This window comes from Bacillus sp. FSL M8-0063, assembly GCF_038005545.1.
Taxonomy (GTDB): Bacteria; Bacillota; Bacilli; order Bacillales; family Bacillaceae_G; genus Bacillus_A; species Bacillus_A wiedmannii.
Map to the genome: position 1 here is coordinate 1,988,281 of NZ_JBBOTJ010000001.1, position 24,406 is coordinate 2,012,686.

Here is a 24,406-nt window from a genome sequence, read left to right on the forward strand (position 1 = left end):
ATGCGGTAAAAGAGATACTTTGGATTGTATTTTTGTTTCCAATTTATATTGATCACCTCTCGTTAGCAAAAACTAGCAGCTTCAGTGACAAATGGAAGTATTAATTTACGCGGAATTGTAATAATCTCAAGTGCCATCTGTGCTGAATAGAGAAGTATTGGAGTTAATTCTAAAGCGTGAGTTAATAATAATATAAAGCTTGTTAGGATTGCAAAGCTCCCCAAAAAGAAATTTTTTGAAGTGTTATGGAAATCTTTTATTTAGGAAAAGAAAGAAAAAAATACTGTAACAATGAGTATCAAAAATTTATATTTATCAGCCATTAAACCCCTTCTAAAGAACAGAAACTTATATTATAGCTTATTTTTGTGTATTAATATAAAAAGATTTTGAAATGAATAGTTTAAATACGTGAATGCCGCAACTTAAAAATATTAGTTGGGGTATTTATGAGATCTTTGTTTTAGAAAATAAATAATCTTGAATTAAAAATTTAAAAATAGATTAGTGCCCAAATTTTGTTTGCTGGAGATGTACAGGATATTTGACCGGACAATAAGACGAGCTTTGAATATAGTAATAAAAAAGGGGATGTTGAACAATGGCTAGATATAGTTTACATGCAGGTCACAATAGTATTGTACAGGGTGCGAATTATGGAAATCGGAAAGAACATATTATGGATCGCCAAGTGAAGGATGCAGTTGTTGCTAAATTAAGAGCATTGGGGCATACAGTGTATGATGATACTGATGAAGTAGGGACAACGCAAGCTCAAAATTTAAATAATATTGTATCAAAAACAAACTCACATGATGTAGATTTAGTAGTTTCATTTCACTTAAACTCATATGATACGAAAGCTAACGGTGTTGAAGTTTTGTACTATGACCAACAAGCTTTATCAGCAAAAATAGCAGCGCAACTTTCAAAAGATATTGGCTGGTCAAATCGTGGTGCAAAGGAACGAAAAGACCTTTATGTGTTATCGAATACGAAAGCACCTGCAATCTTAATTGAACTTGGATTTATTGATAATGAAGCAGATATGGCAAAATGGGATCCAGATAAGATTGCTAATTCAATTGTATATGCATTAACGGGGCAATCTGGTGGGACAACTCCGCCAGCCCAAAAAAATATCATTCAATCAGGAGCTTTTTCACCATATGAAACACCCGATGTAATGGGAGCATTAACGTCACTAAAAATGACAGCTAACTTCATCTTACAATCTGATGGTTTAACATATTTTATCTCTGAACCAACTTCAGATACGCAACTTAAAGGAATGACAGATTATCTTGATCGTAAAGGCTGGTGGTATGAAGTTAAGTAAAGATTTTAGTTTAGTGGAACAGAATATTTAAAAATCAATAGTCCGAAAAAGAGGATTACTTATAATGAGTAATCCTCTTTTAAAATTTTTATCTCGTATGAATAAGGTTAGATATAGGAGACGCCCGCCTTGAAAATTGATAAGTAATGCATGTAAGTGGGAAATTCATTGGGCATCTTAGCAATATTTTTAAAAAGAAAAGAAATTTAGAATTTGAATTTAAGTGATTACAATTGAAATAGCACTGAAAACTAATAAAACGGCCATAATGATGTTAAATGATTTAGTATGTTTTAATAAAAGTTTTTGGAACATGGAACCAAATAAGCTCCAACTAAATGTGCTCATTAACCCGACTACACCTAGAAATAATGAGGAAAGTAGAAAACTTGAATATGAATTATAGTAAGGGAGAATAAAAGTTGACACTACAGTCAGCCCGAATAGTATCCCTTTAGGATTGACAAATTGAAGAAAAATCCCCACTGTAAATAAGTTTTTATTATGTTTTTCATCGGGATCTGTACTAGTTTTACTAGTGAGTATTTTAAAAGCTAAATATAGCATGTATGCTACACCTAAAATTTTTAAAGGGAATTCGATTATGGGTAGGATATTAATTAGTACAATATTAAAGAAGCTACATAAGGAAGTGAGGATGAAAAACCCGAAAGCTACTCCAAAACAAAATTGCATACTCCTTTTTAAACCATGTTGATTGGCGTATGTCATAGCTAAAAAATTGTTAGGTCCGGGTGTGAAGCTACTTATAAAAACAAATAACAAAAAAGAAAATATAGGCATTTCAAAACCCCCTAAATATATAGTGTGTGTTATAATGACCGAAAAGAACAATATAACGTGTGCTTTTTATTATACATAACGGTCGTTATATTGTATATAGTGTAGGGGTGTTTCTTATGGAAGAAATTCAACTTATTTTAGCAAAAAATTTAAAAACAATACGTGAAAAAGAGAAAATGAGTTTAGAAAAGGTCTCTCAATTAACAGGTGTGAGTAAAACGATGATTGGACAAATTGAACGAGGAGAGTCAAGCCCAACATTAACAACGATATGGAAAATCGCTAATGGTTTGAAAGTGTCTTTTACTTCTTTAATCAATAATCCGCAACCAGATACGAAAGTTGTTTTACGAAATGATGTACAAGTATTATCAGAAGACAATGGGAGATATAAAGTGTATCCTTCCTTTCCTTTTCAAGATGATAGGAACTTTGAAATCTATACGGTTGAAATTGAAACAGAAGGAAAATTAAGTTCGGAAGGCCATAAAGAAGGGACCGAAGAATTTATTACGGTGTTTGAAGGGGAATTGACAATTGAAATAAATGATTGTCAATATAAATTAAATAGCGGGGATGCAATTCGCTTTAAGGCGGATAAATCGCACTCGTATTATAATTCCGGACGAACGCTAACTCGGTTAAGTATGACCATTTATTATCCAACTTCATAAACTTGCGATTACTTTAAGGATATAAAGAAATGTGTGTTGATAAACCATCTATAAGAGATGGTTTTATTTTATGAATTCATAAAAAAAAGACACTCGTTTGAGTGTCAACATAGTATTGCTCTCGCGTATAGGATTGGAGTAGGTTTATCAAATACATATTGAGATGGTTCGCAATTGATAAACTGTCTTCTTACTCAATGTAACATTGGCAGGGAGAAGTGTAAATTGATAATATATATACGGAAAATTTAGTATAGATAATTTCTACTATCAATATAGTACAAATTGTTTTTATTGCTTAATCACTGTCGTGAAATTATTGAAATATTATTAGATTTAGGAATGACGTAATAGTTACTACTTTAGCAGCTAAGAATGTTTATTATAAAAAAGAATGAATCATTTATTAATCGATTCGTATAATTGTTAAAGAGGCACCTGTTGAACCACCTCCAACTAAATTAACTATGGATAATACGCCGAATAGTTGAAGGGAAATTGTATTACCAGCAATTAAATTGGTTATTAAATTATTATTATAATTTGAAGTTGATATTGCGGGTGAAAAAATAGATCCGGGAAGTGGAGTCGAAGAGTTTAATAGTAGCCTTGTACCAGCAAGTAGTGCAGTTGTCGTATTAACTTGGTAGGTTAAATAATATCTCCCAGTAACAGGAATTGTAAATATATCATTTGTAGCGTTCACTGTAAAATTACCGAGACTTTGGTTATTAGAAAGTGGAATATTAGTTCCACCTAATATGACTGAGATGGGACCACCTAACGTATTATTAGCGAACATAGAGTTTGTTGTAATAATGGGTCCAGTAATGCCTGTGGGTCCAGTAATGCCTGTGGGTCCAGTAATGCCTGTGGGACCGGTATTACCTGTGGGACCAGTAGGACCTGTAAGTCTGTATGGAAGAATAATTTCAAGAGCCAGTGATAATAGTTCTTTTTTTATTTTTTCATTCTTATCTTGAATATAAATCACCTCATTTTTAAATTAGAACGTAACCGATTTAGTATTTTGAAATGGACCTATCATTTTATTATATTAATACTACTAGCTATAGCAACGGTAAAAAGTTTATTATATGTAAAAGTCATTTTAGTATGAAAAAGTAGTTATAGAATTTTTCCAAAATGATAGATGTTATATTTTGTTAATTAGTAAACAAAAATGTGGAATGAGGTATTAAATTGAACCGCAATGACAAATTATCGTTGAATAAAGGTATGGTAAGATCTGAAAATATTGGACCTACCTTTCCAGTTCTTCCGCCAATTTATATTCCAACGGGAGCAACAGGTCCAACGGGAGTAACAGGAACAACGGGAGCAACAGGTCCAACGGGAGTAACAGGAACAACGGGAGCAACAGGTCCAACGGGAGTAACAGGAACAACGGGAGCAACAGGTCCAACGGGAGTAACAGGAACAACGGGAGTAACAGGAACAACGGGAGCAACAGGCCCACCGGAAGGAATAGGAACGACCGGGCGAATACAGACCGAGCAACGAGGAACGGGGCGAAATAGTCCTTAACGGGCAACATCAACGGGAGCAACAGGTCCAACGGGAGTAACAGGAACAACGGGAGCAACAGGTCCAACAGGAGTAACAGGAACAACGGGAGCAACAGGTCCAACGGGAGTAACAGGAACAACGGGAGCAACAGGAACAACGCGAGTAACAGGAACAACGGGAGCAACAGGTCCAACGGGAGTAACAGGAACAACGGGAGCAACAGGTCCAACGGGAGTAACAGGTCCAACGGGAGCAACAGGTCCAACGGGAGTAACAGGAACAACGGGAGCAACAGGAACAACGGGAGTAACAGGAACAACGGGAGTAACAGGTCCAACGGGAGTAACAGAGCAACAGGCTCAACAGGTTCAACGGGTCCAACGGGAGTTATTGGTCCCATAACAACAACTAATTTACTATTTTACACTTTTTCAGATGGAGAAAAAACTTATATATACAGATTCAGATGGGATAGCTCAATATGGTACAACACATATATTACCTCCTGATGAGGTTTCCATATTAATTTGTTTATTAATGGAATACTTCAACCACAACCATTATATCAAGTTAGTAATGGTCAGCTAACTTTATTGGATAATCAACCACCAACGCAAGGTTCTTCAATTATTTTGCAATTCATCATTATTAATTAAAAAAGACAGATTCTTAAATAACAAGAATCTGTCTTTTTGTTCTACATTAAAGTAGTTAAACTAAGTGACGATAAATTCGATTGTAATTGGAATTCCGCCGTCTAATGCATCTCCGCCAGGAATTGTAATAGCACCAGTAGGTCCAGTAGTAATACTGGAGTTCACACTAGGTTGAAGAATACCGTTTACATAAAAGTTGTAATACGTAAAAGTCGGAAAAAGCAGTTGCAGTAGTACCAGCATCGTTTAAACAAGCTGTAGCAGCAATTGCAAAAGCGTACCTGTTCCTGTTCCAGCTCCTAGTGTAGATGTAAATCTTCTAGATGCCATAAATGGTTGGATGATTGGCAATTAATTCACCTCCTACATTATTTTTTGAACGAAGTGTAGAATAACTTGTCCGATATATTGTATGAGAGTTTTCTAATAGAAACGGCTTCTTAATTATTGAGAGAACATAATTTTAGTAAAGATATTGTTACTTATCTGAAAAGATGGTGTTGTTACTTGTTGGTTATATGCAAATGCTTAGTTTTAAGATTTAAATTAAAATGTGCTTTTGGACCTAAGAGATAAACGTGGAAAATTAAAAATAAACTCTTAAGTTTAGTGTTTAATCTAAGCAGCTTCAATTATTAAAAACATATAATTAATATGTGAGTCATGAAGATAATTAAATATCGTTTTTTCAGTTTTAACATAATTCATAAGCCTTATTTTAAGTGAATGAAACCTATACACAATTTTATAGTTCTTATAATAGGAAAACACTCAAATATAAGATAAGTAAGGAGGAAATAAATGTCACATAACAATTGTTTTGGTCATAACAACTGCAATAATCCGATTGTTTTCACTCCAGATTGTTGTAACAATCCACAAACGGTTCCACTACTAGTGAACAATTAGAAGATTAATAACTTTACTAAACTCTCTTTAATTGCGGCTATTGCAGCGTTTTTTGCAAATCCAAGTGATGCAAACAGATTAGCTTTACTCAATTTGTTTACTCAACTATTGAATTTACTAAAAATGAATTAGCACCTTCTCCAGAAGGAATTTCAAAACAAATTAATTCAAAGTATTATTAACTTACTACAATCTCCTAAATCCGGACTAGGTCAATTACTTTCTTTATTACAATTAATTCTTCAGTGCTCTTGCACCATTCTTCTTCTCTTTAATTATTGATCCTGCAAGCTTACAACTTCTATTAAACTTATTAGTTCAATCCACTGGTGCTACTCCAGGAGGTGGCCCAACAGGTCCAACAGGTCCAACAGGTCCAGGAGGCGGAGCAACAGGAGCAACAGGGGCAACAGGAGCAACAGGCCCGAGAGAGCGACAGGAGCAGGAGTAACAGGCCCAACGGGAGACAGGAGCAACAGGAGCGACAGGCCCAACAGGTCCAACGGGAGACACAGGAGTAGCAGGCCCAACAGGGTCCAACGGGAGACACAGGAGCAACAGGAGCGACAGGCCCAACAGGAGACACAGGCCCGGAGAGGAGCAACAGGCCCAACAGGTCCGACGGGAGACACAGGTCCAACAGGAGCAACGGGAGCAACAGGATTAACAGGAGCAACAGGAGCAACAGGTGGCGGAGCTATTATTCCATTCGCTTCAGGTACAACACCATCTGCGTTAGTTAACGCATTAATAGCTAATACAGGAACTCTTCTTGGATTTGGATTTAGTCAGCCTGGCATAGCTTTAACGGGTGGAACAAGTATCACATTAGCGTTAGGTATAGGTGATTATGCATTTGTAGCACCACGTGCAGGAACTATTACGTCATTAGCAGGTTTCTTTAGTGCAACAGCTGCATTAGCTCCATTATCACCTGTTCAAGTGCAGATACAAATATTAACTGCACCAGCAGCGAGTAATACGTTTACAGTACAGGGCGCACCTTTATTATTAGCACCAGCATTTGCTGTAATAGCGATTGGTGCTACAGCATCGGGAATCATTCCTGAAGCTATTCCAGTAGCTGCTGGAGATAAAATACTGTTATATGTTTCATTAACAGCAGCAAGTCCAATAGCTGCAGTTGCTGGATTTGTAAGTGCAGGTATTAATATCGAATAACTTGTGGTAATGTATTCTGTATATAGCCCTTCCTAATTTTATTAGGAAGGGCTATATTTTATGGGAAGATAGGTGATAAATCAAAATGTATGATTTATACTTTATTATTTATGGAATAAGTTAAATGATTTGAAAAAATTACCTATAAATAAAAAAGATGAATTCTATTAAAAATAGAATTCATCCATTACATAAACGGTATACAAGGAAAGTAAGGTATTTATCGTGAACGTTGAAATGTTATAGTTCAAATTAGTAATAAACTATTTGTTTTTATTACAGTTACATCCTTTTTTCTTTACATAGCCTTGCTCGGCTAAATCTCTTTGTGATTGGGAATTGGAAGATTGAGAATTCGAAGACTGAGAGGATGCTGATGAACTACTATTTTTATTATTAGAGTAGTTTTTTCGATAGTTATAATTACTCATAGTACTATCACCTCCAATTAAATATATAAATATTATATGTATGTACTCTATTAATTGTTACGAAAAAAATAGGAATGGTGGATATACAATAAAAAATCTCCTACGAATTTTCCGAGGAGATAAAAAATTGTCTATTAATGAAATAAATTAATATCCCCAGTAAAGAGGGAAATAGTATGAATCTTGGTAATATAAATTTTGTTGTGGATTAGGAGGCTGAGTTGTTGGGTTTATCGTGCCGCGGTTTTGATTACAGTTTGCTGGGGGACCAATTACTGTAGTGGATTGAATAGGGGATATCGCTTGTTTCCATTGTTGTTCATCGAGACAGTAAGTATGGGCCATCATATTAGCGGGAGTTAGTCTTAAAATATCAGAACCAAAAATAACTTCTGGGGTTGGGGCATCGAAAATAGCTAATAAATGAGTACCATCTGCTGTAGCAATTTCATAATGCCACCACGCTTGTGGAATGTTGGCAACTTGCCCTGGTTTTATCGGTAAGTTTAATATTTGGTTTGTAAAAGGATTAAGTAAGGAAACAACAGCAGATCCTGAAATACAGTAAACAAGTTCAGCTGCATTTTGATGAATATGCGGCTCTATAACATTTCCTGTACTTAAATAGATATCTAATAAAGAAGTATTTTCTAACGTATTTAATTGTTTCATGCCAAGTACGTTTATATAATTTTGGGCATTTTTCTTAAAAAAATTACTTTTACTTAAATCATGGGTGAAATTAGTTGTGGGGGAAGTGTAGTCGATATTAGAAGTCATTTGTATTACCCGCCTTTCTATAGGTAAGTTAGGTTACAAAATTAGGATATGTGTCTAGTCTTTGTTATGTGCCGTTTTCCGTAGCTTAATAAATTTACATATCCCATAAAGAATATAGATTGTACTTTGTACTTACTTTAATATTGATACGGATATATAACAGTTAATATCGATGTTGGGTTAGGGTTGAAGAATATAGAAATTTATTTCATCAATTTTGAAAAAATGGTTTCATTACGATAAAAGACGACTCCCATTTAGAAAGGTAGTCGTCTTTTATTTAAGATAGTTTTTGCTTAATATTTAATTGTGCTTTAGCGGTATTGGCATAATTGAGCCAATCTAATTCCAAGTTTAGTTTAAAATCAAAATGTATTTCGATGATGTCAAAATGAGAAACCTTTGTTTTAAGTGGAACAGTGATCCCATTTACTTTTGCTTTTTTCATCTTATGTGCAATTTTTGGAAATGCAGAGAAAGAAAAATCAATGATTGTAGCACCATCAGGTAAATAAACTGGTTGTAAATCTGTAGTATAAGCTGTAATAGTATTTTCAAATAGTTCATACGATACTAAACTACGGAAAGTGATTGGATCTGTAGTTAATAAATTGTTATTCACAATTGTATCATCCATTATTTTATAAGATATTGCTTGAATATTTGCAGTTCTATCATTCAATAAAGAAAAAATCCCGTTATCTTTCAACGTTTTTGCTATTTGTGTTTGAATGATAATTGTTTGTTCAGCATCATTCATATTGACTTTAGTTTTTAAGTTGTTATTAAAATGGCTATTTTCAAGTGCTATATTATCCTCGAAATAGTTTATAGTTGGTTTATATAATTGATGTATTATTCCAAGAATTTTATAGCAATCTAGTACACTTGTAGTTGTAATACAAATTTGTGAAATACCTGATACATTTTGTATTTCTTGTAATTGTGAGTATGTAGTATATACTGGGGGGAACTCATAGTTTATTTCAAATGAAAGGTTTGTATTAGAAAAAGAATGTATCCCTTTTCTTAAATGAGTTATATTTTTTTGAAGATGTGGCACATATTCGGTTAAAAATTTATGTACTTCAGTATATCTTCCTTTATGTAGATATTGAAAAGCAAGATTTTCTAATTCATACTGGATTGTATATAACCCTAATCGCTTTGCAAGTGGTGCAAATAGTGTTAATGTTTCATTCGCATAAGCTACTTGTTTTGCGGGTTTTTTAACACTCAATGTTTTTATATTGTGAAGGCGATCTATAACTTTAATAATGCCAACACGTATATCTTGTTGAGAGGATACTAGTAATTTTTTAAAATTAATGGCTTCGTACAATACTTTGTTTTGATCTTGTAGTTTTTTTCCTTTTGTTAATCCGTTTACAATATATTGAATAGTCGCACCAAAATGTGATTCAATTTCTTCTAGAGAGTATTCGGTATCTTCTACAACATCGTGTAATAAAGCAGCAATCAATGTTGTAATGTCAGCTTTATAATTTAGCAGTATTTCTGTAATCGCGAAAGGGTGAATAATATATGGTTCTCCAGTTTGACGGTATTGTCCATCATGTGCTTTCTCTGCAAAATGTATAGCTTTTTTCAAAAGTTTTAATTCATCAGATCGTAGATAATTTGCCTTTTGTAATAATACCGTGCTCATATATATCCATCCCTTAAATTTATTTTTAATAATAATTCTATATAATAGAATAAATACCCTTTGAAATTGTTTTAAGTGTGTAAAAAAATAAAGATATTGAGATTAAACTATATTCGTATATCCATTCATACTTTGGATTGATGGAAAAAAGTAATGAACGTGTTAATTTAATATTACATCAATCATTAATAAGGGGTGAAGGTTCATGTCATTTAGTGAAATGATTAGAAATGAAGTACTTGGCTGGGCAGGTGTTTCTGAAAAACCGCATCGATTTGGTGGTATTGAAATAAATTATGGTAAGAAAGAACTTGGTCATTTGCATGGCGATAAGTTAGTTGATTTACCATTTCCAAAGGTAAAGCGGGATGAATTAGTGAGCCAAGGATTGGTGAAACCACATCACGTATTACCTGAATCAGGATGGATAAGTTATTATATAAAGAGTGAGGAGGATATTCCATTTGCAATTGAGTTATTTCGTATGCAATATGACAGAATAAAAAAATAATGAAATAAAATAGATAAGTAAAAATATATTTTCATGTCACATCCCTCCTTAATCGTTCGTCTTGTATGTAGAACGGATAAGGAGGGATTTTATTATGAAACATTTTGATATAGCAATTGTTGGTGGTGGGCTTGCTGGATTAACAGCATCTATATATTTAGCGAAAGCTGGAAGGAAGGTTATTGTATTAGAAAAGTCCAGTCACTTCGGTGGTCGAGGGATGACTATAAATAAAAACGGCATTTGTATGAATCTTGGTGCACATGCTTTATATAGAGGTGGAGAAGCGTTTATAACTTTTAATGAGCTAGGAGTAGATCTTCCAGGTGGAATCCCATCTACAAAAGCACATGGAATATGGAAAGGGGATATTTATACCATTCCAACAGATTTTCGCTCTATTTTATCAACACCGTTACTTTCATGGTCTGCAAAAGTCCAGTTTGCTCGTCTTATGATTCATTTAGGAAATTTAGATGTAGGAAAAGTTCCAAAAATGAGTCTAACTACATGGGCAGAAAATGAAATTAAAGATCCAATGGTTCGAAATATATTTTATGCATTATGTCGAACAACAACATATACGTATGCTCCTACAATACAATTAGCATCTTCCGTACTAAAACAAATACAGTTTTCTATGAAAGAAGGAGTACTTTATGTAGATGGTGGTTGGGAGACGATAATAACAAATTTAAGAGGAATAGCGAATAATAGTGGTGTACAATTTCTGGCTAAAAAGCATGTTTTGAAAATAGAGCATTGTCAAGGAAAACAAAGAATACATTGTTTTGACGATGAAGTATTTGAAGCAGGTGCAGTCATTGTAACAACTCCACCGAAAGAGGCATGTAAAATTATAAAAGGTACAGAAGGAACAAGTTTGCAAAAATGGAGTGAACAATCTATACAAGTGACCGTGGCAGCTTTAGATATTGGTTTAAAACAATTACCGAATCCTTTGCATCATTTTGCATTGGGATTAGATCAATCTATATTTTTCACGAATCAATCGAGAGCAGCTAAATTAAGTGAAGATGGATCAATTGTAGTGAGTCTAATTAAATACCATAACCCTGTACTAGAACTGAATCATATTCAAGAAGAGAAAGAACAGTTAGAAAATATGATGGAATTGTTACATCCGAATTGGAAAAGAGAAGTTGTTGCACAGCAATATTTACCGAAAATAACGGTAGTATATGATTTTCCTCATATTGACCGTGTTGAAAAACCAGGCCCTAATATACCTGGAATGCCAGGTGTTTATGTTGCAGGAGATTGGGCTGGGCATGATGAAATATTAGCTGATGCTGCGGTGGCAAGCGGAAAACGTGCAGCGTTACACATATTAAAGCAATCCGAAGGTGAGGCAATTCATCATGGAAACGGAGCAATTATATGAAGCGTATCAATCATTATTATTTTCGTTAGCATATAGAATCCTTGGGAGTGTTATGGATGCTGAGGATATCGTTCATGACGTTTTTATCTCGCTAAATAATATAGAGGACGTTCAATCTATAGAAAATATGAAAGCATATTTATGTAAAATGGTAACAAATCGCTCAATTGATAAATTACGTTCGGCGGCACATAAACGGAACGTATATGTTGGAATGTGGTTGCCAGAGCCATTTGTGGAAGAGACTGATGATCCATCAGAGTCATTTGTAATGAAAGAATCCATTTCTACGGCATATTTATTACTTTTACAACAATTGTCTGAGGCAGAGAGAGTTGTTTTCATATTAAGAGAAGTTTTCGGTTATGACTACAGAGAAATCGCTTCAATTGTAGATAAGAGTAGTGCGAACTGCCGAAAAATCTTTCAACGTGCACGAAAAAGTATTTTAGATAAGCCGAAGCAGTCAAAGTTAAGTACGAAGAAAATGGCTGCCTATGTGGAGAAATTTGTATCATCATTGCAGTGTGGGGATGCGCAAGGCATGTTAGAAGTATTAAAAACAGATGCGATATTAAAAGCTGATGGTGGTGGTAAAGCTACAACTGCAATCCATCCAATCTATTCTGCAGATAGAATTATACGTTTATTCTTTGGAATTGGGAAGAAGTTTCCGGGAGAATACAATGTTGATTATAAGATAGTAAATGGCGCCCCAGGTGTTCTTGTTAAAGTGAAAAATAAAGTGACCTATGTGCTTTCATTTACATTTGAGAATGAAAAAATCGCAAACATTTATATGATGGTTAATCCGGAAAAACTTATTCACTTAAATATAATAGTATAAAAAAGACGCATTTCTTTAGAAGTGCGTCTTTTTTATTATTTCTCTAACATTTCAAGAGGTACATCTTTTTCGCCGGCTACCTCAAATTTAATTTCCCCGTCTTCTTCATAAATACGTGAAATAATCGGTATAGTAATCATTAATTTTTTATGTTGTTTGCGCTTTCGAGCAGCATCTAAGCTAATCACGTTCATTGTAAGCATCCTTTCTTCTAGAAATATATAAACAAAAGAAAATGCGTCCGGAAAGGGCGCTTAATTGAATTTGAAATACCGATTCATTTAATTGGGGTTTGTATTTTTTAATAACTGCAATCGAATTAAAAATAGTATGAATGGAATAATTGCACGTAGAAATTAACTTTACCAAAAAACGAAACAATATGCTATAAAAAAATTCAAATCTTTGTCATATAACGGGAAAAAGGTTTTTGTTTCGCATATAATGAAAGTAGACGGGCAGCAAGAGCTTTTTCATCATATTGCTTTGGAAAGGCGATGAAAAAATGGATACGTTAGATTCATTATTATTTCAACTTGAACAATATGGAGAAGAGCATGATCGAAATAAAAAAACACGGGAAGAAAAATTACGGAATATTACTCGTGAGATGGGGCAGTTTTTATCGATTTTAGTAAAAGGGTGTAGCGCAAAAAACATTTTAGAAATCGGAACTTCTAATGGTTATTCTACATTGTGGTTAGCTAACGCGGTAGAAGAAACAAATGGAAATGTAACAACTGTAGAGCTTTCTTCAGAACGAGTTGGAGAGGCACTTGTCAATTTTGAAAAGGCAAACCTTTTACAAAGGATTGATGTTCATAATCAAGAAGCAGGGGCATTTTTAGATGCACAATTAGATCACTCATTTGATTTTATTTTCCTAGATTCAGAGCGTACGCAATACATGTGGTGGCTTGAGCATATAAAACGCATTTTACAACCAAAGGGTTTTCTTGTTGTTGATAATGCAACCTCTCATGCAAGTGAGTTAGCCGAGTTTAGAAAAATGATTGAAGAAGATGAAATGTTTGAAACGGTCTTATTGGCATTTCAAAATGGAGCATTTGTAGCGCTTAAGAAGAGTTAGGATTAAGCGTAATATAATTATCACATTTAAGAAGGGTGTATGTCAAAAGATTGAGTACAGTAGGATGGGAAGGACGTAATTTATATACGTAACATACGAAGAATCCGCCTTCAGCATGTTGTTCTCTAGGTCTTAAGTCTGAGGAAAATAATGTTGAGAACAGGTATACTTATACTAAGAAACAGGGAATGACTGCATAGACAGGCATTTCTAAAAAAATCGATTTCAAGCAGTTAGAATGTATATGAAATACGATATAATAGATGAAATATAGTGCATATAAATTCGCACATATAAATAAAGGAGCGATTTTGTTGACTGAACTCGAGAAAAAAGAACCTGTATCCATTGTGAAAGATAATAATGTAGAAGTAGTAGTAGATACAGTTATAAAAGATCAAGAATTAGAGGAACTGAATAAAGAAGCTGATCTTTATGTACAAAAATTAAATAGCGAGCAAAATACGGATTTATCAAAAGTATTGTCACAGCTAGGAGATTTAGGGGATAAAGAGCAACAAGCAGCAGGACAAACGTTATCAGCATTAAAACGTCCTGTAACAGCGATGATGAATGGAAAGAATGAAGAAATTCCAAATACATTGTTAGAATTACGCAAAGTGGTATCAGAGCTTGATCCGAATTCATTAAAAGCAAGTGGTATGAAGAAAATTATGTTTAAAGTATTCAAGAAAAATCCACTTGAAACATACGTGCATAAATATCAATCTATAGATAAACAAATTGAAGAGATTATAAGATCCCTTCTAATTGGTCGTGACAACTTACAAGAAGATACAGTTGGCCTTGAGATGCTTAAAGAACAATCGCACGATAAAATTCACGCTCTGGATAAACAAGTATACTTAGGAAGAAAACTCGCTGGTATGCTGGAAGCTGAGAAACAAAATCCAGAACGTCAAAGAGATATTCCATTAATTAATGATGCATTAGAAAAAATTCTAGTACGTACACGAAATATGCAGCAAGCGAAAAGTGTACTATTACAATCTATCGCATCTGTAGACATTATTAAAAAAAATAATGAAAAGTTAACAGAGGCAATTCGTAATGCAATTACGATGACGCAAAACGTTGTAACAGTTTCAGCTGCTATCCAGTTAGCCCTAACAAATCAACGTAAAACAATTGATGCAGTGAATGCGACAAATGAAGCAATTGAATCAATGGTATTAAGTAACTCACAAGCATTAAAACAAAATACAGAAGAAACAACAAAACTACTTGAAAATCCTGCAATTAGCATGGATAAATTACGCGAATCATTCCAAAACGTATTTGCTGCGATTGAAGCTTCTGAGAAATCATCAGAACGTATTATAGAGTCAAGTAAGAAGTTTGTTATTGAACTAGACACATTTAATGATGAAATGAAACAAAAACTCATTCAGCGTCCAAGGAAATAACAGACTTTTAGAGGAGGTGAAAAAATGAGTTTCATTCAAACAGTATTAGTACTATTGGGTACATTGCTTTTAATCGCATTTACTGTCGTTGTTTTAGTTGTATATTTCGGACGCAAACTGTTTTTTTCATGGACGAAACCATATAAAAGGGCACACGATTCTTTAGATAAGTTATCGAATAAATCTTTGCCGTTTCTACAAGAATTTACACAACATCCACTTTTTTATCGCTGGATTCGTACGGAAGGAAAGAAAGAACAATATACATTAAACACGCTTTTCTGTGCATCGGGTCAACGTACGAGAGAGCAAGTATTCTCAATGTTACCGAAAGAAAAACAGAAAAAAGTACATGTAATGGCAAAAACAACGAAAAAACTTACAAATGAAGATATTGATGTAGCGGCGATGAAAGTAAAAGATTTTTTAAGACAAGAAACGCAGCAAACAGTAAAACCGACAGACTTATCGTTTTATAAATTGTATTTTTATGATCGATATCCAGATGCATTAAATACAATTCAAGCGTATAAACGCTCAATAAACCCTTCATTACAAAGAACGGTTGATGAAATTACAATTTCAGTATTAAATGCCTTGCCGTATTATCAGGAGCAGCGTATGTTTGAACAACAACATAAACTTGAAACATTCTTAATGAAAGATTTAACAGCGATGCTATCGTTAGTCGTACAATTACCACCTTCACAACGACCAGAAAAAGAAGAAGAATTAAAAATCTACTTGCAAAATTTCCAAAAAGAAATGGAAGTAGTCGAGCGAGATATTCGTGACTCGATTGATCACGATTTGAATGTGAAGATGAGAGCAGCGACTGAGAAATTTAAGAATAAATAAAAAAAGCGCCTTAAAGCTATAGTTCTTAGCTTTTAAGGCGTTTTTTATTAGTTGTTATTTTGCTTTAACGGTAGTATGACTAGATGCAACACTTTCATTATGCAATCGATCAACTGCAGTTACTACATACGTATATGTTTCTCCAGAAATAGCTGTTTTATCTACATAAATTTCTCCAAGTTTTGTTTTTCTTACAGTAGTAAGTAAATGTTTCGGATTTTCTATATCCACTTCATTTTTTCCATTCACACGGTAAATGGCGTAATAAGCAGAATCATTCTCTCTATCATCAATGATACCTACAGCAATACCTTCTTCTCTTGGAATGGCCCCTTTTAAAGTCGGTTGTTTTGGTGGATCATGATCAAGCCAAGGCATAGATGGGATTAATGCAGGATGTTTATATATGTCTTTTGCGAGTCTATCTTTAACCCCTATTGGATTGTTATTAATATCTTTTAAGCTAAAATGCATACTACCTTTTATTTCAGGATATAACCGGTTTAATGCAATTTGTCTTGGATATTCTTCAGGATTAGACCAAGCTGGGACAGAATTATTATTAATTTTATAGGCCGCCTGACCGATGTATAGGTGAATCGGTTTATTATTTGTTTCTTTTACCCACCAATCTACTAATATGTCATATGCAGCTGGTGTGAAACCAATATTCCAATAAATTTGTGGTGTAATGTAGTCAATATATCCTTTTTGTATCCATTCACGTGTATCGGCATAAAGGTCATCATAGTTTCTTTGACCTGCAGTTGTGTTAGAGCCAGTTGGATCGTCAGCTATATTTCGCCATACGCCGAACGGACTTATGCCAAACTTTACGTATGATTTTTCTTGTTTTATAGCAGTATTTAAACCTTTGACAAGTTCATTTACATTGTCACGTCGCCAATCTTCTATATTTGTAAATCTACCATTATTATACGTTTCGAACGTTTTTTGATCGGGGAATTGTTCACCCGCTACTTTATATGGATAAAAATAATCATCCATATGCAGTGCATCAATATCGTAATTTTGTACGATTTCTAAAGCGTCTTCTGTAATAAATTTTTTCACTTCTGGAATACCAGGGTTGTAATATAACTTTCCTCCATAAGGTACAACCCAATCCGGATGCTGTTTTGCAGGGTGGTTATCCGATAACCGATTTATATCAGTGTGATTCATCGTTATTCGGTATGGATTAATCCATGCGTGGAATTCTATATTTCTTTTATGTGCTTCTTCAATCATAAATGCGAGCGGGTCGTATCCAGGATCTTTTCCTTGTGTACCTGTAATGTATTCAGACCAAGGACCGTAATTGGAAGGGTAAAAAGCATCAGCGGTTGGTTTTATTTGTACAACAACTGCATTCATACCAGTGTTTTTTACATCGTCTAATAATCTAATAAACTCTTGTTTTTGATTTGCGATAGGTAAGCCAGTTTTTGAGGGCCAGTCAATATTAAGTACAGATGCAATCCATACAGCACGTAATTCGTGTTTTTTATACGTAGTATTTACTTCAGCGTAAGTAGAGTGAGGAGAAATGAAAGAGAAAGGAATAAAAAAGATGCCGATACAACATATCACTAATAAACGTTTCATGATTATTTATACGCCTCCCTATTATATGGTTAGCTAATATGATATCCGAGGTGAGGTTGTACTTACAATTGAGAAAAATAAATATTGAAACATTAATTTAATAGGAAAAATATTTTTACTGAAATTTACTTTCAATATAACTAAATTCTTTTACTTCTTCATATGCTTGTTAGTAAAGTGAAACTTCCTTTCATCCGAAGGGGATAATTTATAAGTATAGGAGGATTAATAAATGAAGGTTTTATTCGTTTGTTCTGGAGGGATGTCCAGTGCAATTGTTGTAAACGCTTTAAAAAAAGAGGCGGAGAAAAAAGGTGTAAACATGGAAGTCTATGCCATTGGAACAAGTGAGATAGAGGAAGAAGTAAAGAATGGCTGGGACGTTGTAATGGTTGCACCTCAAGTAAGACATAGATTTGACTCTGTTAAAAAATTCGCAGAAGAGGAATCTATCCCGTGCGGTATCATACCGCCACAAGCATACACGCCGCTTGGCGGACCGACTTTATTAAAAACTGTAAATGATTTAATTAGTTAGGGGGAAGCGTTATGAATAAATTTGTCACGTTTCTTGATAGAAACTTATCTGGACCGATGGCAAGGCTTTCTGAACAGAGGCATTTACAAGCAATCCGTGATGGAGTTATTTCAGCGTTACCATTTATTATTGTAGGAAGTTTCTTTTTAATCGTAGCATTTCCACCATTACCGAAAGATAGTTTCATATCTGTTTGGGCATTAAAAAATCAAACAAGTATATTAATACCATATCGTTTAACGATGTTTATTATGTCTTTATATATAGCATTTGGAATAGGGTATAATTTAGCGAAAAGTTATAAGCTAGATGCTTTATCAGGAGCACAGCTTGCAGTATGTTCATTACTATTAACATTAACGCCTGAATTAATTGATAAAAAAGGGTTTATGCTTCCGATGACAAATCTCGGAGGTCATGGATTATTCGTGACAATGATTGTTTCTATTTTATCAGTTGAGATTTTAAGATTTTGTAAGACGAAAAATGTAATGATTAAAATGCCAGAACAAGTACCGCCGTCTGTTTCACGTTCGTTTGAAGCACTTATACCTGCTGCATTCGTTATTATTTTAATGAGTTTAGTAACTGTCGTTTTTAGTATTGATTTACATCATGTAGTTGATAAATTAGCGGCACCGTTAGTAAAAGCTGGTGATAGTTACTTCGGTGTAATCATTCCAGTATTTTTAATTACATTTTTTTGGTCATTCGGAATACATGGTGTGTCGGTTGTTGGAACTGTTGCCCGGCCATTATGGGAAGTATATTTAGGGAAAAATGGTGAAGCAGTTGCTAGTGGCGCAAATCAGTTACCATTCATTTCACCAGAACCATTATACCAATGGTTTATATGGATTGGTGGTTCTGGTGCGACGTTAGGACTTGTATTAGCTATGATTGTATTTGGTCGATCAAAATATTCGAAAGCATTATCAAGAACTTGTATTGTGCCTGGTATTTTTAATATTAATGAACCTGTTATTTTTGGATTGCCAATTGTACTAAACCCAATATTAATTATCCCATTTATCATTACACCACTAGTAACAGCAACTATTGCATACTCAGCAACCGCGATGGGGTTTGTTACACCAACACATATAATGCCTCCATGGACATTACCAGCTCCAATTGGTGCATATTTAGCAACAGGTGGGGATTGGAGAGCGATTGTACTCGTATTTATAAACATAACAATATCATTCCTTATTTATTTACCATTCTTTAAAATGTACGACAAAAACATGCTTGAAATTGAGAAAAATGGTGATGGGGAATCTGTTAATCCGTAAGTTTTATATTTTATTTTGAGTGATAGGCATTTTGTCTATCACTTCTTTCACATGAAGTCCAGAGAGGGTGAAATGGAATGAATATAAAATTTAGTTATAAAGGTGTATTTTTATTACTATTTGGAGTGATATGTGCGAATTTCCTTTTCGTACCTTTATTAAGAATGCTACATCTATCACAAATGCATAGTATATGGCTCGTTACAAGCATTGCGGCAAGTATTTTGCTTACAGTAGTTGTTTCTTTTATTGATGGATCGTTTGCATCAAAAGCTCAGTTATTTTATAGATTTATATTATTTTCGATCGGTTGTACGTTTGTAACTTACATGATTGTTTTTTAGTAAAGGGGAGGTCATGCATGCTATGTATATTGCAGGGATTATGTCCGGTACTTCATTAGATGGAATAGATGTAGCACTCGTTCATATAGAAGGAAGCGGTGTAGGTTCTAAAGTTGAACTCATCCATTTTACTACTGTGCCATTTAGTAATGATATGAAAAATGAGATCCAGCAGGCATTATCAATAGAAAATTCAAATGTACAACTCATATGCAGTTTAAATTTTAAACTCGGTTTATGCTTCGCCAATGCTGTAAAGGAAGTTTGTAAAGAGGCCAATTTTCCTTTGGGACAATTAGATGTAATCGGTTCTCACGGACAAACGATTTATCATCAGCCAAAGCAAGATGGTAATATGATTCCTTCCACATTGCAAATTGGAGAACCAGCAGTTATAGCATATGAAACGAATACGACGGTTATTTCTAATTTTCGAGCGATGGATATCGCAGCAGGGGGACAAGGTGCACCACTTGTACCATATTCAGAGGTTATTTTGTATCGTCATCCAACTAAAAATAGACTACTACAAAATATTGGCGGGATCGGTAATGTTACCGTAATACCAAGTCACCTAAGTGATAAGAACGTTATAGCTTTTGATACTGGTCCAGGTAATATGGTAATTGATGAAATGTGTCAAAGGCTATTTCAGTTGTCATATGATCAAAATGGTAAAATTGCAAAACAGGGAGTAGTTGTAGATGAAATTTTGACATATTGTATGAACCATCCATTTTTGAAAATGAATCCACCAAAATCAACTGGTAGAGAACAGTTTGGAGAAGAATTTGTCAGTGAGTTATTGAAGCGGTATGAAAAGCATAGTAAAGAAAATATAGTGACGACTGTCACGATGTTTACAGCAAGTTCAATTGTTCATCAATATAAGGAGTTTATTCTGCTGTATTATGAAATCGATGAGGTGATTTTAGGCGGTGGTGGCAGTTATAATCGTACACTTGTTGAAATGATACGGTATGGATTGAAGGATGAAAAATGCGCCATATTCATTCAAGAAGATATAGGCTATTCTTCAGAGGCGAAAGAAGCAATCGCCTTTGCCATTTTAGCAAACGAAACGTATCATCGTAATCCGAGTAATGTGCCAAGTGCAACAGGTGCAAAGCAATCTGTAGTTTTAGGGAATATAACATTCCCTCCAATTCGAAGAGAATGAGGCGAACATATGAAATATATGATTGGAGTAGACGGCGGGGGAACAAAGACAGAAGCAATTGCATTTGATCAAGACGGAAGTGAACTTGAAAGGGCTACGAGTGGTTTTGGAAATATATTAATAGATTTTGAAGAAGCACTTTTTCATATTATGGAAGCGATTGATCAATGTCAAGAAGGTTTATTAAATGGGCATTGCGTTTGTATTTGTTTAGGATTAGCGGGTGCAAGCGGAGCAAATACAAATGAATTAACATTACGTCTAAAAAAGAAGTATGGAACACAAATTGAAGTTTTTAATGACGCAATGATTGCTCATGCAGCTGCTTTAAAAGGAAAGGATGGAATTTTAACAATTGGCGGTACAGGTGCGATTTGTATAGGAAAGAAAAGGGAAGTGTACGAGTATAGTGGGGGATGGGGACATATTTTAGGAGATGAAGGAAGTGGATATTGGATTGCATTACAATGTTTAAAGAGAATGGCAAATCAATTTGATCAAGGCGTTGCACTTTGCCCATTAAGCTTAAGGATTCAAGATGAGTTTCAACTTTTGACGTCGTCTCATATAAAAAGACTAGTTTATAGTTCATCAAAAGATAAAGTTGCAGCAATCGCACCATTCATTATTGAGGAAGCGAGAAATGGGAATGATGACGCACGTGAAATTATGGTGCAAGCGGCTACGGAATTAACGAGAATTACGGTGAATATTTACAATAAGATGCAGTTTGATTTATCAATTCCAATTGCAGTAAGTGGCAGTATATTACGTTTCGTTCCTGAAATATATGCTGAATTTAAGAAATGCTGCGAGAAAAGTATGGGAGAAGTTATATTTGTATCACCATCAGAACTAGCAGTGAAAGGAACCTATTACTTAATGAAGAATTTATATTTTAATAAATAGCTGTATGAGAATTTTTGTATGATTTGTAAAAATATGATGTTAAAATGTATAAAGGGATGTAAAGTAAGAAAAGTACAATATACATAGTCATTGAATATTGTATAAGTACTCCCATGTAGAAAGTGAATGATTACATGATTAATAGTATGCAATTTTTGTATTTGGTGGCTTCTTATTTATTTGGAAACATATTGACCGCTTATATAGTGACGAAATGGAAACATAATGTTGATATTCGTCAGGAAGGAAGCGGTAATCCTGGCGCAAGAAATATGGGGCGGGTATATGGAAAAGGGTATTTCATCGCTACATTTTTAGGTGATGCGATCAAAGGGGCAATCGTAATTTCTATTGCAAAATCCCTTTTTGAAGATTCTACATTTGTAATGTTAGCTTTACTGGCTGTTTTACTTGGACATATTTACCCGATTTTATTTAAAGGCAAGGGTGGAAAAGGCATTTCAACATTTATTGGAGGATTAATTGCATTTGATTATTTGATAGCGCTTACCCTTGTTGCTGTTTTCATTATATTTTATTTTATCTTTAAAGGATTTACTAAGCCAGGACTAATTACCATCGCTTGTTTACCAATTTGCATGATTTTGTATTCTTACTCTATTGTTACGACTATTTTAAGTGCACTTATCATTGTACTTATTTTATATGTAAATCGAGAATGAAATGAACTTTTTATAAGTGGAGTTAATCTCCACTTATAATTTTTATTAAATACATAAAGGAGATACAACATGGGGCTAATTTATAAAGTTGCTGATCAAGCTTGGGAATTTGAAAGTATACATAAGTTGAATTATAAAACATTTGTAGAAGAAATTCCGCAACATGAAGAAACGAAAGAGCGTGTTCGTATAGATCGTTTCCATGAAGAAAATACATATTTAATTTGTTTAGATGACGATAAGTTAGTAGGTATGGTTACATTGCGAGGAAAACGACCATTCTCGTTAGATAATAAAATTCCAAATCTAGATTATTATTTGCAAAAACATGGAGAAAACGTATATGAAATTCGTTTACTTTCAGTAGAACGTGAATATAGAAATGGAAGAGCGTTGTTAGGTTTAATTCGCTTTTTACATCGTTATTTGCTCCTAAATGGATATGAATTGGCACTCATTTCTGCTACAACACGTGAACTACCTTTATATGAGCAAATGGGATTCAAATCTTTCCATATGTTAGTTGGTACAGAAGAAGCAGCCTTCCAGCCAATGTATGTTACCCCTGCTATGTTTGAAGCATCGAGTGTTGGGGGAATTATGACGAAAGAATATACGTTTTTACCTGGTCCAGTAGATATTGAAGAAAATGTTCGAAAGGCATTTTCTACTAAGCCTATTTCGCATCGTTCTAAGTCATTTCACGTGACGATGGACAATGTGAAAAAACGGTTACTTCACATGACAAAAGCAAAGCATGTACAACTTATGTTAGGAACAGGGACGTTAGCAAATGATGCCATTGCTTTACAGTTACGTTCTTTAAAAGGGAAAGGACTAGTATTAACAAATGGGGAATTTGGTAATAGATTAGTTGGACATGCAGCACGCGCGCAATTACATTTTGATACGTATAAAAAAGAAATGGGAGAACCGTTTATTTATACCGAATTAGAAAAAATAATGGGAACTGGCAATTATGAATGGCTTTGGTTTGTTCACCATGAAACATCAACCGGAATGTTAAATGATTTAGACGAGCTAAATGTTTTAAGTAAAAAGTATAATGTGAAGCTATGTGTAGATTGTATCAGTTCGATTGGAGCAATACCGATAGACTTGAAGGATGTATATTTTGCAAGCAGTGTTAGCGGAAAGGCAATTAAATCGTTTACTGGATTATCTTTCGTTTTTTATAATCATAATGTGAAAGTAAACGAGACATTACCGGCCTATATGGACGTTGGTATGTACGAAGAAAATGAAAGTATTCCATATTCTCATTCATGGAATTTAATTTATGCACTGCAAGAAGCATTAAAGAGATTTGAAGATGCAAAAGCATTTGAAAAAATAAACGAGACGTATGCATATATTGAACAAGCTATTACTAATATGGGTCTAAATCTTGTTTCACCTAAAGAACATGCCGCGCCAATTATAGTTACCATTCAATTAAATGAAAATCAGTCTTCTAAGGCGATTGGCGATGCGTTAGCGTTACAAGGATACATTGTTCATTATGAGTCATCTTATTTACAAAAAAATAATTGGGTCCAAATTGCATGTTTAAATGATTATAAAGAACGCGATATGAAGAGGATGTTAAATTGTTTGCAAATGTGTGTATTACAGAGTGGGGTACATATATAAAGACTTTTTCTTAATATAGATGGTTTCGTATAAAGGAGTTGCTACATACGAAAACTTAGGAATAGACCATTGGAAGAGGTGTTA

General features: G+C 34.2%; 21 protein-coding genes and 4 pseudogenes. 17 read left to right on the forward strand and 8 right to left on the reverse strand.

The window, feature by feature from the left end:
- Positions 1-62 precede the first annotated feature (62 nt).
- Positions 63-323: pseudogene (locus tag MKX31_RS10035) on the reverse strand (hypothetical protein).
- A gap of 278 nt (positions 324-601) precedes the next feature.
- On the opposite strand from MKX31_RS10035, the gene MKX31_RS10040 reads away from it, so the two are divergent.
- Positions 602-1,339, forward strand: coding sequence for an N-acetylmuramoyl-L-alanine amidase (locus MKX31_RS10040; RefSeq protein ID WP_064474129.1), 738 nt, complete (start codon positions 602-604; stop codon positions 1,337-1,339).
- 219 nt (positions 1,340-1,558) lie between these two features.
- Here the strand turns inward: MKX31_RS10040 and MKX31_RS10045 are convergent, their stop codons facing one another.
- The gene (locus tag MKX31_RS10045; protein ID WP_064474130.1) at positions 1,559-2,143 is read right to left on the reverse strand and encodes a LysE family transporter; all 585 of its coding nucleotides are present in this window, start codon (positions 2,141-2,143) and stop codon (positions 1,559-1,561) included.
- 59 nt (positions 2,144-2,202) lie between these two features.
- On the opposite strand from MKX31_RS10045, the gene MKX31_RS10050 reads away from it, so the two are divergent.
- Positions 2,203-2,817 (forward strand): helix-turn-helix domain-containing protein, encoded by a 615-nt coding sequence (locus tag MKX31_RS10050; protein WP_098103702.1) that lies wholly within the window; start codon positions 2,203-2,205, stop codon positions 2,815-2,817.
- A gap of 406 nt (positions 2,818-3,223) precedes the next feature.
- Here MKX31_RS10050 and MKX31_RS10055 read toward each other — a convergent pair whose 3' ends face one another.
- Complete coding sequence (locus MKX31_RS10055) at positions 3,224-3,811, reverse strand: BclA C-terminal domain-containing protein (protein ID WP_340980729.1); 588 nt, start codon at positions 3,809-3,811, stop codon at positions 3,224-3,226.
- A gap of 209 nt (positions 3,812-4,020) precedes the next feature.
- On the opposite strand from MKX31_RS10055, the pseudogene MKX31_RS10060 reads away from it, so the two are divergent.
- Positions 4,021-5,003: pseudogene (locus MKX31_RS10060) on the forward strand (DUF4183 domain-containing protein).
- A 60-nt stretch (positions 5,004-5,063) separates the two neighbouring features.
- On the opposite strand, the pseudogene MKX31_RS10065 reads toward MKX31_RS10060, so the two are convergent.
- Positions 5,064-5,354 (reverse strand): annotated as a pseudogene (locus tag MKX31_RS10065) (DUF4183 domain-containing protein).
- A 450-nt stretch (positions 5,355-5,804) separates the two neighbouring features.
- Between MKX31_RS10065 and MKX31_RS10070 the strand changes: the two are divergent.
- Positions 5,805-7,094 (forward strand): annotated as a pseudogene (locus tag MKX31_RS10070) (exosporium glycoprotein BclB-related protein).
- A 578-nt stretch (positions 7,095-7,672) separates the two neighbouring features.
- Here the strand turns inward: MKX31_RS10070 and MKX31_RS10075 are convergent.
- Both MKX31_RS10075 and MKX31_RS10080 read right to left on the reverse strand, forming a co-directional pair.
- Entirely contained in the window at positions 7,673-8,305 is a 633-nt protein-coding gene (locus MKX31_RS10075) for a cupin domain-containing protein (RefSeq protein ID WP_064474135.1), read from the reverse strand.
- Positions 8,306-8,585: 280 nt separating this feature from the next.
- Positions 8,586-9,974, reverse strand: coding sequence for an HD domain-containing protein (locus MKX31_RS10080; RefSeq protein ID WP_098110721.1), 1,389 nt, complete (start codon positions 9,972-9,974; stop codon positions 8,586-8,588).
- A 205-nt stretch (positions 9,975-10,179) separates the two neighbouring features.
- Between MKX31_RS10080 and MKX31_RS10085 the strand changes: the two genes are divergently transcribed.
- From MKX31_RS10085 to MKX31_RS10095, 3 genes are all read left to right on the forward strand, one after another.
- Positions 10,180-10,485, forward strand: coding sequence for a luciferase domain-containing protein (locus MKX31_RS10085; protein WP_002035104.1), 306 nt, complete (start codon positions 10,180-10,182; stop codon positions 10,483-10,485).
- A 94-nt stretch (positions 10,486-10,579) separates the two neighbouring features.
- Entirely contained in the window at positions 10,580-11,890 is a 1,311-nt protein-coding gene (locus MKX31_RS10090; protein ID WP_098110720.1) for a phytoene desaturase family protein, read from the forward strand.
- Complete coding sequence (locus MKX31_RS10095) at positions 11,868-12,737, forward strand: sigma-70 family RNA polymerase sigma factor (RefSeq protein ID WP_064474138.1); 870 nt, start codon at positions 11,868-11,870, stop codon at positions 12,735-12,737. Before MKX31_RS10090 ends, MKX31_RS10095 begins: the two co-directional genes overlap by 23 nt.
- 35 nt (positions 12,738-12,772) lie before the next feature.
- On the opposite strand, the gene MKX31_RS10100 is transcribed toward MKX31_RS10095, so the two are convergent.
- A complete protein-coding gene (locus MKX31_RS10100; protein WP_001100983.1) occupies positions 12,773-12,931 on the reverse strand; it encodes a hypothetical protein in 159 nt (52 codons plus the stop codon).
- A 311-nt stretch (positions 12,932-13,242) separates the two neighbouring features.
- Between MKX31_RS10100 and MKX31_RS10105 the strand changes: the two genes are divergently transcribed.
- The 3 genes from MKX31_RS10105 (at position 13,243) to MKX31_RS10115 (ending at position 16,112) form a co-directional block, all read left to right on the forward strand.
- On the forward strand, positions 13,243-13,827 hold the full coding sequence (locus tag MKX31_RS10105) for an O-methyltransferase (protein ID WP_000380142.1): 585 nt from the start codon (positions 13,243-13,245) through the stop codon (positions 13,825-13,827).
- Between the two features lie 314 nt (positions 13,828-14,141).
- The gene (locus tag MKX31_RS10110) at positions 14,142-15,254 is read left to right on the forward strand and encodes a toxic anion resistance protein (RefSeq protein WP_000137410.1); all 1,113 of its coding nucleotides are present in this window, start codon (positions 14,142-14,144) and stop codon (positions 15,252-15,254) included.
- A gap of 24 nt (positions 15,255-15,278) precedes the next feature.
- Positions 15,279-16,112 (forward strand): DUF3974 domain-containing protein, encoded by an 834-nt coding sequence (locus MKX31_RS10115; protein ID WP_064474139.1) that lies wholly within the window; start codon positions 15,279-15,281, stop codon positions 16,110-16,112.
- Between the two features lie 54 nt (positions 16,113-16,166).
- Here the strand turns inward: MKX31_RS10115 and MKX31_RS10120 are convergent, their stop codons facing one another.
- Entirely contained in the window at positions 16,167-17,726 is a 1,560-nt protein-coding gene (locus MKX31_RS10120) for a glycoside hydrolase family 10 protein (protein WP_340981555.1), read from the reverse strand.
- A gap of 226 nt (positions 17,727-17,952) precedes the next feature.
- Between MKX31_RS10120 and MKX31_RS10125 the strand changes: the two genes are divergently transcribed.
- The 7 genes from MKX31_RS10125 (at position 17,953) to MKX31_RS10155 (ending at position 24,322) form a co-directional block, all read left to right on the forward strand.
- Entirely contained in the window at positions 17,953-18,258 is a 306-nt protein-coding gene (locus tag MKX31_RS10125; RefSeq protein ID WP_064474141.1) for a PTS sugar transporter subunit IIB, read from the forward strand.
- A gap of 11 nt (positions 18,259-18,269) precedes the next feature.
- Complete coding sequence (locus tag MKX31_RS10130; protein WP_001032306.1) at positions 18,270-19,553, forward strand: PTS sugar transporter subunit IIC; 1,284 nt, start codon at positions 18,270-18,272, stop codon at positions 19,551-19,553.
- Between the two features lie 77 nt (positions 19,554-19,630).
- Entirely contained in the window at positions 19,631-19,897 is a 267-nt protein-coding gene (locus tag MKX31_RS10135; RefSeq protein ID WP_016126936.1) for a hypothetical protein, read from the forward strand.
- A gap of 22 nt (positions 19,898-19,919) precedes the next feature.
- Positions 19,920-21,077: an anhydro-N-acetylmuramic acid kinase AnmK gene (anmK, locus tag MKX31_RS10140; RefSeq protein ID WP_098112142.1), complete on the forward strand. Its 1,158-nt coding sequence runs from the start codon at positions 19,920-19,922 to the stop codon at positions 21,075-21,077.
- 9 nt (positions 21,078-21,086) lie between these two features.
- On the forward strand, positions 21,087-21,986 hold the full coding sequence (locus MKX31_RS10145) for a BadF/BadG/BcrA/BcrD ATPase family protein (protein WP_064474142.1): 900 nt from the start codon (positions 21,087-21,089) through the stop codon (positions 21,984-21,986).
- Between the two features lie 134 nt (positions 21,987-22,120).
- Positions 22,121-22,669, forward strand: coding sequence for a glycerol-3-phosphate 1-O-acyltransferase PlsY (gene plsY / locus MKX31_RS10150; protein ID WP_064474143.1), 549 nt, complete (start codon positions 22,121-22,123; stop codon positions 22,667-22,669).
- 69 nt (positions 22,670-22,738) lie between these two features.
- Positions 22,739-24,322, forward strand: a complete 1,584-nt coding sequence (locus MKX31_RS10155; RefSeq protein ID WP_340980733.1) for an aminotransferase class V-fold PLP-dependent enzyme — start codon at positions 22,739-22,741, stop codon at positions 24,320-24,322.
- The last annotated feature ends 84 nt before the right edge of the window (positions 24,323-24,406 follow it).

What these genes read in the sequence shown, in the direction of transcription:
- MKX31_RS10040 (WP_064474129.1), top strand. Translation starts at nt 602, where the DNA reads ATGGCTAGATATAGTTTACATGCAGGTCACAATAGTATTGTACAGGGT.
- MKX31_RS10045 (WP_064474130.1), bottom strand. Translation starts at nt 2,143, where the DNA reads ATGCCTATATTTTCTTTTTTGTTATTTGTTTTTATAAGTAGCTTCACA.
- MKX31_RS10075 (WP_064474135.1), bottom strand. Translation starts at nt 8,305, where the DNA reads ATGACTTCTAATATCGACTACACTTCCCCCACAACTAATTTCACCCAT.
- MKX31_RS10080 (WP_098110721.1), bottom strand. Translation starts at nt 9,974, where the DNA reads ATGAGCACGGTATTATTACAAAAGGCAAATTATCTACGATCTGATGAA.
- MKX31_RS10085 (WP_002035104.1), top strand. Translation starts at nt 10,180, where the DNA reads ATGTCATTTAGTGAAATGATTAGAAATGAAGTACTTGGCTGGGCAGGT.
- MKX31_RS10090 (WP_098110720.1), top strand. Translation starts at nt 10,580, where the DNA reads ATGAAACATTTTGATATAGCAATTGTTGGTGGTGGGCTTGCTGGATTA.
- MKX31_RS10095 (WP_064474138.1), top strand. Translation starts at nt 11,868, where the DNA reads ATGGAAACGGAGCAATTATATGAAGCGTATCAATCATTATTATTTTCG.
- MKX31_RS10100 (WP_001100983.1), bottom strand. Translation starts at nt 12,931, where the DNA reads ATGAACGTGATTAGCTTAGATGCTGCTCGAAAGCGCAAACAACATAAA.
- MKX31_RS10105 (WP_000380142.1), top strand. Translation starts at nt 13,243, where the DNA reads ATGGATACGTTAGATTCATTATTATTTCAACTTGAACAATATGGAGAA.
- MKX31_RS10115 (WP_064474139.1), top strand. Translation starts at nt 15,279, where the DNA reads ATGAGTTTCATTCAAACAGTATTAGTACTATTGGGTACATTGCTTTTA.
- MKX31_RS10125 (WP_064474141.1), top strand. Translation starts at nt 17,953, where the DNA reads ATGAAGGTTTTATTCGTTTGTTCTGGAGGGATGTCCAGTGCAATTGTT.
- MKX31_RS10130 (WP_001032306.1), top strand. Translation starts at nt 18,270, where the DNA reads ATGAATAAATTTGTCACGTTTCTTGATAGAAACTTATCTGGACCGATG.
- MKX31_RS10135 (WP_016126936.1), top strand. Translation starts at nt 19,631, where the DNA reads ATGAATATAAAATTTAGTTATAAAGGTGTATTTTTATTACTATTTGGA.
- anmK (WP_098112142.1), top strand. Translation starts at nt 19,920, where the DNA reads ATGTATATTGCAGGGATTATGTCCGGTACTTCATTAGATGGAATAGAT.
- MKX31_RS10145 (WP_064474142.1), top strand. Translation starts at nt 21,087, where the DNA reads ATGAAATATATGATTGGAGTAGACGGCGGGGGAACAAAGACAGAAGCA.
- plsY (WP_064474143.1), top strand. Translation starts at nt 22,121, where the DNA reads ATGATTAATAGTATGCAATTTTTGTATTTGGTGGCTTCTTATTTATTT.
- MKX31_RS10155 (WP_340980733.1), top strand. Translation starts at nt 22,739, where the DNA reads ATGGGGCTAATTTATAAAGTTGCTGATCAAGCTTGGGAATTTGAAAGT.